Origin of the sequence: Kordia periserrulae (genome assembly GCF_003054265.1) — a bacterium.
Classification (GTDB): Bacteria; Bacteroidota; Bacteroidia; order Flavobacteriales; family Flavobacteriaceae; genus Kordia; species Kordia periserrulae.
In genome coordinates, this window is sequence record NZ_QBKT01000003.1 from 19,401 (window position 1) to 34,085 (window position 14,685).

At 35.5% G+C, this 14,685-nt stretch carries 17 protein-coding genes; 9 read left to right on the forward strand and 8 right to left on the reverse strand.

Annotated features, from left to right (window positions below; all coding sequences use genetic code 11):
• Nucleotides 1-2: 2 nt before the first annotated feature.
• Nucleotides 3-599 (reverse strand): class I SAM-dependent methyltransferase, encoded by a 597-nt coding sequence (locus C8N46_RS06905; protein WP_108114158.1) that lies wholly within the window; start codon nt 597-599, stop codon nt 3-5.
• A gap of 74 nt (nt 600-673) precedes the next feature.
• Here C8N46_RS06905 and C8N46_RS06910 point away from each other — a divergent pair, with 74 nt between their 5' ends.
• Entirely contained in the window at nt 674-1,582 is a 909-nt protein-coding gene (locus C8N46_RS06910) for a glycosyltransferase family 2 protein (RefSeq protein WP_108114159.1), read from the forward strand.
• On the forward strand, nt 1,579-2,139 hold the full coding sequence (locus C8N46_RS06915) for an L-threonylcarbamoyladenylate synthase (RefSeq protein ID WP_108114160.1): 561 nt from the start codon (nt 1,579-1,581) through the stop codon (nt 2,137-2,139). Before C8N46_RS06910 ends, C8N46_RS06915 begins: the two co-directional genes overlap by 4 nt.
• Nucleotides 2,140-2,249: 110 nt before the next feature.
• Here the strand turns inward: C8N46_RS06915 and C8N46_RS06920 are convergent, their stop codons facing one another.
• Together C8N46_RS06920 and C8N46_RS06925 are read right to left on the reverse strand one after the other, a co-directional pair.
• A complete protein-coding gene (locus C8N46_RS06920; RefSeq protein WP_108114161.1) occupies nt 2,250-2,822 on the reverse strand; it encodes a class I SAM-dependent methyltransferase in 573 nt (190 codons plus the stop codon).
• Complete coding sequence (locus C8N46_RS06925; RefSeq protein ID WP_108114162.1) at nt 2,806-3,888, reverse strand: glycosyltransferase family 9 protein; 1,083 nt, start codon at nt 3,886-3,888, stop codon at nt 2,806-2,808. Before C8N46_RS06925 ends, C8N46_RS06920 begins: the two co-directional genes overlap by 17 nt.
• 156 nt (nt 3,889-4,044) lie before the next feature.
• Here C8N46_RS06925 and C8N46_RS06930 point away from each other — a divergent pair, with 156 nt between their 5' ends.
• Together C8N46_RS06930 and C8N46_RS06935 are read left to right on the forward strand one after the other, a co-directional pair.
• Nucleotides 4,045-4,695 (forward strand): hypothetical protein, encoded by a 651-nt coding sequence (locus C8N46_RS06930; protein WP_108114163.1) that lies wholly within the window; start codon nt 4,045-4,047, stop codon nt 4,693-4,695.
• A gap of 162 nt (nt 4,696-4,857) precedes the next feature.
• Nucleotides 4,858-5,622, forward strand: a complete 765-nt coding sequence (locus C8N46_RS06935; protein ID WP_108114164.1) for a lipopolysaccharide kinase InaA family protein — start codon at nt 4,858-4,860, stop codon at nt 5,620-5,622.
• A 286-nt stretch (nt 5,623-5,908) separates the two neighbouring features.
• On the opposite strand, the gene C8N46_RS06940 is transcribed toward C8N46_RS06935, so the two are convergent.
• Together C8N46_RS06940 and C8N46_RS06945 are read right to left on the reverse strand one after the other, a co-directional pair.
• The gene (locus tag C8N46_RS06940) at nt 5,909-6,724 is read right to left on the reverse strand and encodes a 2,3,4,5-tetrahydropyridine-2,6-dicarboxylate N-succinyltransferase (protein ID WP_108114165.1); all 816 of its coding nucleotides are present in this window, start codon (nt 6,722-6,724) and stop codon (nt 5,909-5,911) included.
• A 268-nt stretch (nt 6,725-6,992) separates the two neighbouring features.
• On the reverse strand, nt 6,993-7,712 hold the full coding sequence (locus C8N46_RS06945) for a hypothetical protein (protein ID WP_108114166.1): 720 nt from the start codon (nt 7,710-7,712) through the stop codon (nt 6,993-6,995).
• A gap of 236 nt (nt 7,713-7,948) precedes the next feature.
• Between C8N46_RS06945 and ruvX the strand changes: the two genes are divergently transcribed.
• From ruvX to C8N46_RS06960, 3 genes are all read left to right on the forward strand, one after another.
• A complete protein-coding gene (gene ruvX / locus C8N46_RS06950) occupies nt 7,949-8,356 on the forward strand; it encodes a Holliday junction resolvase RuvX (protein WP_108114167.1) in 408 nt (135 codons plus the stop codon).
• A gap of 8 nt (nt 8,357-8,364) precedes the next feature.
• The gene (gene def / locus C8N46_RS06955) at nt 8,365-8,955 is read left to right on the forward strand and encodes a peptide deformylase (protein ID WP_108114168.1); all 591 of its coding nucleotides are present in this window, start codon (nt 8,365-8,367) and stop codon (nt 8,953-8,955) included.
• Nucleotides 8,956-9,108: 153 nt separating this feature from the next.
• Nucleotides 9,109-9,528, forward strand: a complete 420-nt coding sequence (locus tag C8N46_RS06960) for a DUF5606 family protein (protein WP_108114169.1) — start codon at nt 9,109-9,111, stop codon at nt 9,526-9,528.
• A gap of 75 nt (nt 9,529-9,603) precedes the next feature.
• Here C8N46_RS06960 and C8N46_RS06965 read toward each other — a convergent pair whose 3' ends face one another.
• Entirely contained in the window at nt 9,604-10,110 is a 507-nt protein-coding gene (locus C8N46_RS06965; protein ID WP_245896757.1) for a hypothetical protein, read from the reverse strand.
• A 232-nt stretch (nt 10,111-10,342) separates the two neighbouring features.
• Nucleotides 10,343-10,786, reverse strand: coding sequence for a DUF1572 family protein (locus tag C8N46_RS06970; protein WP_108114170.1), 444 nt, complete (start codon nt 10,784-10,786; stop codon nt 10,343-10,345).
• Nucleotides 10,787-10,929: 143 nt separating this feature from the next.
• Between C8N46_RS06970 and C8N46_RS06975 the strand changes: the two genes are divergently transcribed.
• Together C8N46_RS06975 and mazG are read left to right on the forward strand one after the other, a co-directional pair.
• Nucleotides 10,930-11,250 (forward strand): hypothetical protein, encoded by a 321-nt coding sequence (locus C8N46_RS06975; protein WP_108114171.1) that lies wholly within the window; start codon nt 10,930-10,932, stop codon nt 11,248-11,250.
• Between the two features lie 67 nt (nt 11,251-11,317).
• Entirely contained in the window at nt 11,318-12,091 is a 774-nt protein-coding gene (gene mazG, locus C8N46_RS06980) for a nucleoside triphosphate pyrophosphohydrolase (protein WP_108114172.1), read from the forward strand.
• A gap of 492 nt (nt 12,092-12,583) precedes the next feature.
• Here mazG and C8N46_RS06985 read toward each other — a convergent pair whose 3' ends face one another.
• Nucleotides 12,584-14,647, reverse strand: coding sequence for a DUF349 domain-containing protein (locus tag C8N46_RS06985; RefSeq protein WP_108114173.1), 2,064 nt, complete (start codon nt 14,645-14,647; stop codon nt 12,584-12,586).
• Nucleotides 14,648-14,685 lie beyond the last annotated feature (38 nt).

Below are 14,685 nucleotides of genomic sequence, written 5' to 3' on the forward strand. Positions count from 1 at the left end.
AATTACACAACAATTCCCAATCCGTTGCAATGTGGATAATTGTACACGTGTTTTCCTGTCGCTTTCGCAATGTCAATCACAGCTCTGCGCACTTCTGGGAAACTTTCGGTATCGTGAAAAATAGTGCATTCGCTGTGTTGCGCTGCCCACAAACCACATTCGTAGGTTTCTTTGTAATTATGGACAATATCTACATGCGAAAAGTTGTATTGTTTGTCATCTTTGGCAATCCAATCGCGGTAATCGGATTTAATGAGTTCAATATTTTTATAGTCTGCTAAAGACGCTTTGGTAGCTTCGTAATGGTCGCCTTTATGGTCGGTATGTTCGTCTCCGATAAAAATATCAATTCCTTTTACTTCTTTAAAAAAGTTAGAAAAAACGACCGCAGAATAGCCAAATTCTACACCAAATTCAATACAAGAATCGCGACCGATGTTGAAACGTTCTAAAATATCTTCAATAATCAATTCCAGTCCTTCCCAAGCCGTCACCATTTCTTTGATGTTTGCTGGTTTCGTCTTTTTGATAGGTTCGTAGGTTTCTATCGGCAACCTTTTATGTAAAAGGTATTTCTTAAATCGTGAGCGAAGTCCCATAATTGTAATTTGTGTTTTCGCAAAAGTATAAAATTCAACCTAAAATTATGTAGTTTTGTGTAATTACTCTACTTATGAAGGATATTTCCATAGTTATCATCAATTACAATACGGCAAAATATACGTTGGAATGTATTGATTCCGTTGTAAAACACACCAATACTTCGCTATCGTACGAAATTGTGGTGGTGGATAATAATTCCAAGCCAGCCGATTTTGCACATTTGAAAAATAACTTCCCAAAACAAGCTGGAATTTCCTTGCATCGAAGTGTTATCAATACAGGTTTTGGTGGCGGAAATATGTTTGGTGCGCAATTTACCAATGGAAAGTATGTGTTGTTTTTGAATAATGACGCAATGTTGCTTAACGATGGTTTGTCAATTTTGTTTGATTATATGGAAAAGCATCCCGAAGTAGGCGTTACCACAGCACAAAATTACGATGAACATAATAAGCACGTGATTTCGTTTGACCACGATAAAGGCATTCGGAAATTAGTATTAGGAAGAAGCTTTTTAGAGAAGAATTGGTCAAAACAATTTCCAAAACGAAAAAAAGAATATACGGAGCCTGTAATCGTAAATTTTGTCAACGGCGCGTTTATGTTTTTTAGACGTGAAGCTTTTGAAAAAGTAGGCGGATTTGACACAAATATTTTTCTCTATTTTGAAGAAATGGACATCTGTTTCCGTTTGCGAAAAGCAGGCTACACTAGTGTTTTAGTACCTGAAGCAAAAATTTTACACTATCAAGGTGTGAGTACGGGCGTTTCCAAAGCGATAAGCAAAGAAGGCATGATTTCACATTTGTATGTGATAAAAAAAAATTATTCATACCTAAAATATCTCTTTATTCGTGCGTATTTTTGTCTAAGCTTTCTCGTAAAACCAAAAAAGTGGTTTATGCTTTCGTTGGTTTGGAAAGGCGCACATTTATCAAAATCATTAAAACAACAACAGCAAATTCGATTTGATTCATGAACGAAGAAATTGAAAAAACCTTAGCACAATTACAGTTGGGAAACACTGTTTTATACCCAACAGATACGGTTTGGGGATTGGGTTGCGATGCTACAAATCCGGAAGCCGTTCAAAAAATTTACAATTTAAAAAATAGGGAAGAAAGCAAAGCGCTGATTTGTTTGGTAAGCGATACGCGTATGCTTGAACGTTTTATTGAAGAGATTCCCGAAATTGCGTACGATTTGCTAGAAGCTGTAGACAAACCAACGACGATTATTTATGATAATCCTGTCGGAATTGCTAAAAACTTAGTTGCTGCGGACAATACACTTGCCATTCGTATTCCTGATGATGAATTTTGTCAAAAATTGTTACGTAAATTCAAACGTCCAATTGTGTCTACTTCGGCAAATATTAGTGGACAACCAACGCCAAAAAGCTTTGACGAAATCAGCAATGATATCAAAAACGGCGTAGATTATATTGTGAATTTGAAAGATGACAAAAAAGCGGCAAAACCGTCTACTATCATACAATTGCGTTCCAACGGAGAAATTAAGATTATTAGGAAGTAATTGATGTACGATTGTCGATTTTTGATTTACGATTTACGATTGTCGATTATTGATTTGCGATTGATGATTTTTTAAAAAACACCCAATACCCAAAACCTAACACCTAACACCTAAGAAACATCATACACGCCAATTTTCCAATAGGTTTTCTCGTTTTCGGTGGTGACTGTGGTAAAATCTAGTTGTTTGAGTTTGTCAAAATATTCCCAGCAGCCAATACCTTCGCGGTAAATAGAAACGATTAAAATTCCGTTGTCGGTCAAATGCGCTAACATTCTGTCCAGCACATTTTGCTTCTCAGATTCGTGCACATAATAAAACGCTTCGTTAAAAATAATCACGTCAAATTTCTGACTTGGTGTAAAACTGTGAATATCTGCCGTCACAAATTCCGATTTCGGAAAGTTTCTCGCTTTTGCTTTTTGAATGGAAACTTCAGAAAAATCGACGCCCATAAAATAACTGAAAATTTTAGCGTCTAAATATTCGTTCAACACACCTTCGCCTGCGCCTAAATCCAAAATACTTGGTTGTTTTTTTCCATACGATTGTATAAATTTTATAATCGTTCCGTAGCGTTCTGCTTCAATCGGATTGCGCAAATTGTCCCAGCGACCTTTTCGGTATTGCTTGTTCCAGCGTTGTTTTCGGCGCCAATTATGAAATTTATCTAGTAGATTCATGCGATTTTTTTGAGTGTAATTTTAAAAACTTTTCCAACTTCGGAATAATCATTTCTGGCGTCAACTGTTTGTATAATGTGTGTGGATTTTCCTCAATTTTCTTACGTTCCTCGAATGTAAAAGTATCAAATAAATCTGGTTTTTCTTCTAATAAATGAATGGATTCGTGCAATTTTCCATCTTCAAAACTCGCCCAATGATCTTTGTTGACATACGGTGAAAATATGGTAAACGTTGGCTTTTGTAAAGCTTTGGCAATATGCACAATACCACCTTCGTTCGCAATCATCAAATCACAGGCATTCATCAGTCGGATAAAACCGCGAATACTGTCTTCATAAATGTCTAAAATGATACTTTCTTTGTGTTGACAAAGCGCATAAATTTTATCCGCTTCCACTTTTTGATGCGGCGCATAGTTAAACAACAAATGCACCTTGTAGTTGGACGCTACATAATCCACAATCTCAGCAATATATTCATACGGCATCGACTTTTGCGGTGTACTTCCCAAAATTCCCAGCATAATGACAGGATTTGAATAGGCATCTAACTTTGGATATGCTTTTTCTTCTTCGCGAAGTGTGATTTTAGGTTCGTAATCTGGGTTTTCTAGCGGAAAAACACTTGTAATCAAGTTGATTCTATCTTCAATCGCTTTTCCACAATTCTGTGTTTTTTCGTCCAACAAATTGATAGGATGCGAGTAGAAGGGAAGTGGTAATTTTTTATGTTTTCGTTTATTTCCGATGCGATACTTGGCTTTTGAAAAATAGCAAATTAGGCGACTTTGCAATTTGGAATACGGATCAAAAATAATGTCGTAACGCTCTTTCCGAACTTTGCGAATCATTTTGATGAGGTTCGGAATCTTCTTCAATTCCTTTTCATTAATCGGAATAATCCTGTCAATATTCGGATTATTTTCTAAAACGCCATTCGTAAAATCGTACGCCATAAAATCCACGCGACTTTCGGGAAATAGTTTTTTAATATTATTGGCAATCACAGAACTAATCAGCACATCTCCAATACGTTTGTTCTGTATAATTAATATTTTTTTCATGAATGTAATAATTGCATCTAGGCGTTGCGTGCAAAATATTATTTTTTCGGCTGTTCTTAAAATTTTACTTCAGGTATTTGTCTAAATAAAAACTGCTTTTCACTCATTCTTCCTTGTCATGCGATAAAATAAGTCTGAATTTTGAGAAAAAAACCAATGAACAAAATTCATTCTATTTTCATCGTCATATTTTTATTTACGATTGAAATACATGCGCAACGATTAAAAACGGAAGACATACTAGACTTATCTGAAAAGTACTTGATTGAGTCAGTAGGAAAAGATTTGTTTACATATTTCAAACCCACAGAAAACATTTCATATTATCTACTTCCTGCAAACAGGCTTGGATATAAAAAATCAAAACTTCTAAAAAAAAATCACCGAATCAGAAAAAACTGGATTGGGATATTGGTTTTTTGGCATTTTGACTATCCAAAAGTTGAAGGAGTTCGTTCTGGAGTTTGGGTTAAAATAAGTAAACAACAAAAATTGTACGAGCCTATTGAACTGGATTTTATTCCAAAATTTGTCTGGGAGAAAAGAGATTGCGATTTTATTACGGTTCAACAAGCTATTGAAATTGGAATTAAACATTTAACGCAAACAAAATACGGTCGTGAGTTGCCTACACTTTCATTTGATGATAAGCGAAAAGAATATCTGTACACGATTGTTAATAAATTAACGAGTAAAAAAAATAGAAATGGAAAGGAATCAGGAATGGTTGAAATCCTTGAAATCAGTGCGCTAACTGGAAAAGTGTACGAACTAAGACATGGTTATCACGGAGTCTTAGTTCGATGAAAATTAGCTAGTGTATTGCGTTTTGGTCATTATAGTTTATGGTAAGTCATTATTTTTCAGAGAATGTATTTTTTAAAAATTAAAATCTGATTTTGAATAAAATATACAGCAAATTTATGTTAATCACGGTATTTCTATATCTTTGAAAAATATCCCGAAACTATGCAAACGGTACACATTCATCCCAACTATCAACATCAAAAAGCGGCTATTTTGCGTTGTATTCACGATTTTGAAACGGAAGGAGAATATGTTACGAAAGGTGAGCGAAATGTCATTAAATCGTTCGAATTGAATGAGGAAACGATTAATGTTAAGTCGTTTCGTGTGCCAAAATTGTTCAATAGTTTTGTGTATAAGTTTTTGCGACCTTCCAAAGCGAAACGTTCATTTGAGTATGCTGAAAAATTATTGTCTTTTGGTATCAAAACGCCATTTCCGATTGCATATATTGAAAATCATGGCACTTTTGGTTTGAAGGAAAGTTATTATGTAAGCGCGCATATTGACTATGATTTTGACTTTCGCGCGTTGATTCACGATCCGTTGTTTGAAAATCGTCGTTTTATTTTGGAACGATTTGCCGAATTCTGTTTTCAATTACACGAAAATAACATCAATTTCTTAGACCATTCGCCAGGAAATACGTTGATTGTCAAGAACGGACAGGAATACGATTTTTACTTAATCGATTTAAACCGAATGCGCTTTGAACCGATGAATTTAGACAAACGCATGGAAAACTTGAAGCGTTTGTGGTTGTCCAAACTCATGATTCACATCATCAGCAAACGCTACGCCGAACTCGCAAACGAAGAATTGCATGAAGTCCAGGATATTTTACTCAAGCACAGTCAGGCATTTAAGCGAAAAATCAATCGCAAGAAGTATTTAAAGAAAAAATATTTGAAACGGAAACGAAGTTAGACACGCTTCGCTACGCTCAATTCAAAGATTTAAAAATTCAAGGATTCAAAGTTTGTTATTGAGACCATTTTTTCATGTTAAGATACGTTTTGTTACACAGAACATTCTTTTACAAATAACAAATAAGTTGATAGCTTTCAAATCTTCAATCAAAAAGTATGACTCTAGAAACTTTGCTTTTGACACGCTTTGTTTTGAATTTTTAGACTCTTATCATTTTAGGATAGTGTTTCAAAATATCTAAATATCTAAGAGTCTAACTATCTAAGAACAGTCTAGAAAAAATCTACACCGCTACATCATGCTCACGCAAGGCGTCGTTTAAAGAAGTTTTTTTATTGGTACTTTCCTTACGTTTCCCAATGATTAACGCACATGGAACTTGGTATTCTCCCGCAGCAAACTTTTTCGTATAACTTCCTGGAATGACTACTGAACGCGCAGGAACTACGCCTTTTCGTTCTACAGGTTCATCACCCGTAACATCGATAATTTTGGTTGAAGCAGTTAAGACAACATTTGCGCCCAACACCGCTTCTTCTTCCACACGAACACCTTCTACCACAATACATCGTGAACCAATAAAGGCATTGTCTTCAATAATGACAGGAGCAGCTTGCAAAGGTTCTAACACACCGCCAATTCCGACACCGCCAGATAAGTGTACATTTTTACCAATTTGCGCACAACTTCCAACGGTTGCCCACGTATCTACCATCGTGCCTTCGTCTACATACGCGCCAATATTTACATAACTAGGCATCATAATCACACCTTTGGAAACATACGCTCCGTGACGTGCAATGGCATGTGGAACCACGCGAATTCCTTTTTCTTTGTAACCTTTTTTGAGTGGAATTTTATCGTGAAATTCAAAAATTCCCGCTTCCAAGGTTTCCATTTTTTGGATAGGAAAGTACAATACAACTGCTTTTTTTACCCATTCGTTTACTTGCCAACCTTGTGCAGTTGGTTCAGCAACACGCAATGTTCCTGCGTCTAACAAGTCAATTACTTGTCGAATTGCGGCTTGTGTGTCGTCATTTTTTAACAAATCTCGGTTGTCCCAAGCGTTTTCAATGGTTTTTTGTAATGCAGTCATATTTTAAATTATTTTGAGACACAAAGATAAAACCTTCAAGGAAATTCTCAGCAAATTTTTAAGTATCTAACACTTTCTATCTTTTTTATGTTAAAAAAAATATTTCTTAAGAATGGTTTTTGATAGCAATTTTTCCTGCATTTTTTCAATAAAAAAGTCAGTTGTCTCAGTAATTACTTGATTGCACATATAAAACTTTTTGTATATGTGAACCCCAAGAGAAATAATACCAATTTTATTAGTATTAGACCTAACTTTTTTTTATAAATTATGCAGGTTGTGAAGTGTTAATTAGTATCCATTCACCCTTCACTTTTATATACGTTTCTCCGCAAAAATACTCACATTCGTCAGCTAGAGTTCTGTTTTCGCAGCAAAATTCACATACGATAGCATCAGGCAATCCATCATTATCAAAATCTAATGCGCCTTTGATAATTTCATTGGTGATGTTTGTTGGCAAATCGCTAGTTTTGAAATGATGGTTTTCCAAAAGTGTACAATTTTTAACGGCAGGATGTACGACTAACAAGTCTATTGGATATTCATCGCTTCGTTCTTTTGGTCCCTGAAAAGTGGAATATGCTTTATTTTGGATGGCTTCCAAATCAACTTCATACCAAATATCATCTTCAAAATCATCTCTTTTGGTTGTTTTCATCACTTTCAGCCCAAGAATCGGAAGTTTTTTACTGAGTGGAATCACTTGTACAATATCGCCTAAAGGAACATCTTTTTTAAATCCGAAAACATTGACTGCTTGTATTTCTGACCAAATTTTAATGCTATCAACTTCTTTGGTTCGCAATACCGTAGCTTCTCCGATGGTTGTGGAAGCATTCCAGGTAGTTGTTGTCGCGAAGTGAGTTTGCGTCGTATCGACCGTTTTTGTTATTTGTTTTGTTATGTCACGATTTGTAGCTTCTTTTTTTGTGTTTTCGCAAGAAACTAAAAAAAATATCATTAATAATGCTGTAAGCTGTTTCATGTCAAGTGTTTAATGAAGTTGTAATGTAAGAAATAATTTTTAGAGTACTTTTTAATTTTTTATTCAATTTTCTTCATCTCAATTAAAAATGAGAACATTAGCTCAGTTTTCCGAAATACGATTTGTCTAACACTCTAACAAGTCTAAAAAAATCGAATATTCCCTTACTTACAGTAATTATTCGTCTAATTTTTTACGCATTACAATATTAAGCCTTATTTTTGCCAAAAATTTCTATGGCGCGTATTGTTGCGATTGATTATGGGAAGAAACGAACAGGCATAGCCGTTACTGATGAGTTGCAATTGATTGCTTCTGGGTTAACGACGGTTCGCACGCACGATTTGATTCCTTTTTTGAAAGACTATGTTGCCAAAGAAAATGTGGAATTGTTTTTAGTAGGTGAACCCAAACAAATGAACAATGAAGCTTCCGAAAGTGAAGTGTTGATTCAAGAGTTTATTCGCTTGTTAACCAAAGCCATTCCTACAATTCCAATAAAACGAGTTGACGAGCGTTTTACTTCAAAAATGGCGTTTCAAACCATGATTGATAGCGGATTGAAAAAGAAACAACGTCAAAATAAAGGTTTAATAGATGAGATAAGTGCAACAATTATTTTGCAATCGTATCTATACAAATAGTACACAATATGATATTACCAATTGTCGCGTATGGCGATCCAGTTTTACGAAAAGTAGCAGAAGAAATTACCCCAGAGTATCCAAATTTGGATACGTTGATTGAAAATATGTTTGAAACGATGTACAATGCGTATGGTGTTGGATTGGCAGCGCCGCAGATTGGACTTCCCATTCGGTTATTTTTGGTAGATGCTACTGGATTTGCTGAAGATGAAGAACTTGACGAAGAACAACGAAAGCAACTTGAAGACATGAAAAAAGTGTTTATCAACGCGAAAATTGTAGAACGCGATGGTGAACCTTGGGTTTTTAATGAAGGTTGTTTGAGTATTCCAGATGTACGCGAAGATGTATTCCGACCAGAAAGTATCAAGATTGAATATTACGATGAAAACTTCCAGAAGCACGTAGAGGAGTTTGATGGCTTGGCAGCACGTGTCATTCAGCACGAATACGATCATATTGAAGGAATTTTATTTACTGATAAACTATCTGCCCTAAAAAGACGTTTGTTAAAAGGAAGATTGACCAATATTTCGCGCGGACGCATCAAAGTAGATTATAAAATGCGCTTTCCAGATGCCAAGAAAATTCGTTAAATCTTAAGAAAAATCGTATTATTATTCGCGCTACAGCGAGATAAGAAAGATGCTTTTTTATCACAATTTAGTTTCACTAAAAATAACGTTAAAAAAAGTGATGGAATACGGACAATATGTATATTTGCCATCCTTACGTAGAAAATATATACTATGAGTTTAGAAAAAATATTAGCTATTTCTGGAAAACCAGGATTGTATGAGTTAAAAACACAAACCCGCAATGGTTTTGTGGCAGAATCATTGTCAGATGGGAAGAAAATCTCGGTGAGTCTGCGTCACAATGTAAGTTTATTGTCTGAAATCGCCATTTATACCTATACTGAGGAAGTTCCTTTAGGCGAAGTTTTAGAAAAGGTAAAGCAAAAAGAAAACGGCGCAGTGACGTCTGTCAACCATAAAGAATCAAAAGACGTATTGACCAATTACTTCTCGGAAGTATTGCCAGATTACGACGAAGCACGTGTATATCCTAGCGATATTAAAAAAGTAATTCAATGGTATAATTTGTTGCATTCAAAAGGAATTACAGATTTTACCGCAAAGGAAGAAGCTTCTTCAGAAGAAGAATAACACACACATTTCAAAGTTTAGTCAAACAAAAAATCCAGCAATATGCTGGATTTTTTATGTTTTGCGATACGTATCTTACTGTTTCTTTACTACAGAATTTGCAGCTGCAGCAATCGCGTCTGTGTATTTTTTGTCAGCACCAACTTCCGACATTCCCATAAACATAATACAGCTATCAGCATCACGCTTTAGGCAATATATCGTACTATTTACTTTGGTACCTTGCGCTTCCGCAGTTCCTTCCATGTAAATTACGTTTACGCCGTTCATCATTTTTTCTCCTTTGTTTGTAACCTTGAAATCTGGCGGCATATTTCCTTCAAGTTTTGCTTTAGCGTTATCGTACGTTTCAGGAACAATCATCGCCATAATTACAGCTTTTGGTTCTTCTGATACATACGTATTTTGTGTCACTTGCATGAAAAGTTCTTTGTTTACTTCCATGTCAATCTTAATAGCCATCAGTTCCATGGCTCTTGCCTGCTTTTCAGCTTCTGTTTCTTGTGAAGCTTTTACTTCTTGGGCTTGCACATTCAATGCAGCTACAAAAAGCATACACAGTGCGATTAGTGTTTTTTTCATTATTGTTATAAGTTTAATAGTTCAAATGTACGGAATAGTTTTGAGCAACAATGCAAATCCGTACGTTAATTGTTGAGGTATAGGCATAAAGCGTGCCACATTTCGACAGGCTCAATGTGCCACGAGTTTTACAGGCTCAATGTGCCGAGTTTTTATTACCATAAATAATAGAGCTAAAAGGCTAACGCATCTAAGCAAGTCTAAAAAGATTCCCGCTTTTGCGGAAATACGTCTAACTGTCTAACAATCGTCGATGGTAATTAATTTGCCCTACATGATAACTCAAATGCCACAGCAAATGCAGTAACATCAATTCGTATGTTGGTTTTTCTCCATCTTTTTCAATTGGATAATCATCTTGTAATTTTTCTTCAGGGAAGTTAGAAAGAGCAGTAATGACAACTTCTTTAACGCTTGAAACTTCTTGCAATAAAGTCGCTTTCGGTGTGTTTTTCGTGCTAAATTCCAAATCGCGTTGGCGAATGTAGCCTGTATTTCCAATAATGTTTCCGATGAAGTGGTTCAAATTGCCAATCAAATGCAAACACAAGTTCCCACTGCAATTGGAAATGTTTTTTTCAACTTTCCAAAGTGCCGTTTCGTCTTTGTATTGTTCAATTTCATAATGCAAACGGTCAATTTCTCTATCGAATAATTTTATGAGGGAAGCTTTCATACAAAGTCTTTTTGATGAATTAAAAGTACAATTATTGTCTGCCTTCTCCAATGAAACGTAGTGTTAAATGATTTTAAAACACCTTTTACTTAAAAATGAAAATTCCATTGTACATTTGTTATATGGTATTTTAAATAGCAAGAATGGAAGATGGCATAGAATACACGATTGAAGATGAAACCCAAGAAGATTACGATTATGCATCAATCATAAAGCTGTCTAGGCAATTTAGACTAAGAAAACTAGTAGGCTGGGCGATACGAACAGCGATAGTGATTATTTTGTGTATTTCTTTTTGGGAATATGCTTGGGTAAAATGGGCGCTCGTCTTTTATATTCCATTAAACCTATTTGGTCTATATGCTATCTTAAAAGTCACCAATACAGTCGATACTAAAATAGAGGAAGTGATGCTGAAGCTTGAAGAATTTGAAGCCTTGTTAGCAGAAGAAGAGGAAGAATAGCTTTAGATTATTTTAGAAAGAACTCACATTAAATATGTAATTTTACCATTCTTATAGATTACAACATATGAATTCCAGAAAAGCACAAGTAGCTGCCTTTGACCGTTTATTAACCATTATGGATGAATTGCGCGAGCAGTGTCCGTGGGACAAAAAACAAACCATGCAAACGCTTCGTCATTTAACGATTGAAGAAACCTACGAATTAGGCGATGCGATTCTTGAAAATGATTTAGAAGAAGTCAAAAAAGAATTGGGCGATTTACTCTTGCATATTGTGTTTTACGCAAAAATAGGAAGTGAAACCAACGATTTTGACATTGCTGACGTAGCTAATGAAATCTGTGAAAAACTCATCAGTCGTCACCCGCATATTTACAGTGATGTTGAGGTACACGATGAAGAAGATGTAAAGCGAAACTGGGAGAATTTAAAACTAAAAGAAGGCAAAAAATCAGTATTAGAAGGTGTTCCAAAAAGTTTGCCTGCGTTGGTAAAAGCGAATCGTATTCAAGATAAAGTAGCTGGCGTCGGATTCGATTGGGAAGAACCCACACAAGTTTGGGAAAAGTTGCAAGAAGAATTGTCCGAATTCCAAGAAGAAGTGGCAAAAGGCAATCAGCAAGCGATGGAAGCAGAGTTTGGCGATGTCTTATTTTCCATGATTAATTACGCACGATTTTTAAAAATTGATCCCGAAAACGCGTTGGAGCGTACCAACAAAAAATTCATCAAACGTTTTCAATACTTAGAACAAAAAGCGGCGGGACTCAATAAAAAACTAGCCGACATGACTTTGGCAGAAATGGACGTTTTTTGGGAAGAAGCGAAGAAGCTTTGATTTTTTAGGTGTTGGGTTTTGGGTGTTAGGTTTTAGTTCTGTTTCAAACAAAAAATCAAAAATCTATAACCGTACATCAAATAGATTCCTGCCTGCGCAGGAAAGACAAAATGTAATTCAAACGTCATGCTGAACTTGATTCAGCATCCCGCAACAAGCATAAAAATCGTAAATCAAAAATTTACAATCGTACATCAAATAGATTTCTGCCTGCGCAGGAAAGACAAAATGTAATTCAAACGTCATGCTGAACTTGATTCAGCATCTCGCAACAAGCATAAAAATTGTAAATCAAAAATCTACAATCGTACATCAAATAGATTTCTGCCTTACTTCAACAAACTCAGTCCAAGCGGCAGGATAGACAAAAAGAACATACATAAAAAAACCGTTTCCAAAAAGAAACGGCTTCTTGTTATATATTTTGTTTTCTGAGCATTGAGCTTGTCGAAATGCGAAATACGAATATCTCAATTCTCAATACTTAAAAAATCAAAGCTCACGCAACTGCTGCAATTTTGCTTTCCATGTCGCTAAATTTTGCTTGTGCTTTTCAATGTCTTGATGTACTTTTTTCAACATTGGGTTGTCGGCAGAAGCATCAGAGAAGAATTGCATATTATTCTCCAATTGACGAATTTCTCCTTTGATTTCATCAATCTTTCGGCGGATAAAAATACGCTCCGAATTGATTTTCGCATCGTCCAAATTCTCCAAACGATTGCTATACTTAATCAATTCAGACTCTTGTTTGTCGATGTTTAATTTTTTAAACAATCCGTCCACCACTTTGTTGAACTTATTGTCAATATTCTTTTTGTTGTACGGTACGCGTCCAATAGCTTTCCAATCGGCAATTTTTTCCTTTATCGTTTCCACATCTTCTTTTGCATTGCCTGACAGTTCAAACGCTTCTATTTCTGCTAAAAACGCTTCTTTCTTTTTCAACGCTTCTACTTCTTCCGCGTTCGCAGCATTTTTCTGCGCATGCAAACGGTCAAAATAGTGATTACAAGCATTTTTAAACTGCTTCCAAATTTTATCAGAAATCTTTTTCGGTACATGTCCAATCTTCTTCCAATCGGATTGCACTTTCTTCATTTTTGGCGTCACATTTGCCCAATCGTCACTATCTTTCAAGGATTCTGCCAATTCGATAAGCTCCATCTTTTTGGCTAAATTTTCTTGTTGTTCTTTCTTTAACGATTTGTAAAAAGCATTTTTATTTGCGTTGAATTCACGAACAACTTGCTTAAACTTTGCCCAGGTTTCTTCGTTGACTTTTAACGGAACTTTTCCAGCATTAAAGAACGCTTCACGCAGTTTTTCAACCTCTTTTATCTTGTTTTGCCACTGATTGTGAACTTTGTAATTTCCAGCAGCAATTTCTTTAATTTTCGCAATAATTTCTTTTTTTACGACTAAATTTTGCTCGTAAACCTGATCAATATTTTTAAAATATTCCTGACGTTTATCGTGAATAACCTTCGTAGCTTCGCTAAAACGATTCCAAATTTCTTCGCGTAATTCTTTCGCTACCGGTCCTACTTCTTCTTTCCAAAGTCGGTGTAAATTTTGCAATTCGCGAAACGCATGAATGACATTTTCTTCATTTGCCAATTCTTCTGCACGCGCAATGATTTTCAATTTTTCTTCGTAATTACGCTTAAAATCTAAATCGCGTAAATCTCTATTTAAGTGTAAAAAGTCGTAAAAACGCTCAATATGATGATGGTAAGTACGCCAAATATTATTGTATTGCGCTTTTGGAATAGAACCCGCATTGCGCCATTCTTCCTGAATTTGCTTAAAATGTTTGTACGTAGTGTTGATGTTTTCTTCCACATTCAACAAACCTTTCAATTCTTCAATAAGCGCTAAACGTTTTTCAAGATTCGCGTTTAAATCTTTCTCTAAATTTTTATAATAATCGTTGCGTTTGCTGCGATATTCGTTGTAAGCAACGTTAAATCGCCCTTTGATAGGCAGTGAAAAATGAAAATCGATAATGTTTCCACCTTCGTCTATAAATTCTTCTTTGCGTTGTTCTACAACTTCATTGTATTTTTGACTGAACTCCGATTTGATGCCTTCTACATGTTCCTTAATGGCTTGAACTTTTTCGTTTTTGACCAATTTTTCAAGCTCATCCACCAATTTTTCCATAGACATGGAATGATAGTCTAGCATCGGAATTTCGTGACGTACCGTAGCACTTTCGTCTTCGGCATCTTCGGCAGCATTGTCTTGCACTTCATTTACGGCATCTTTATGCTCATCCTTTGTTGGCTCACTGTCAGTTTCAGTTTCAGTCTCAGTTTCAGTCTCAGTTGCTTCGCTTTCAGTCGCAGTTTCAGAACTTTCAGTTTCGAGTTCGTTTTCAACTTCAGCTTCGCTTTCAGTCTCAGTTGCTTTGCTTTCAGTTGCAGTTTCAGAACTTTCAGTTTCGAGTTCATTTTCAACTTCAGCTTCGCTTTCAGCACTTGATTCAGCCGCTTTTTCTTCTAAATTTCCTTCTGCATTTTCGTGCAGATTCTCGTCTTTTTCTTCTAACATCATATAAAATGTTTGGGTTCTTTTTCACGCTTTTACGT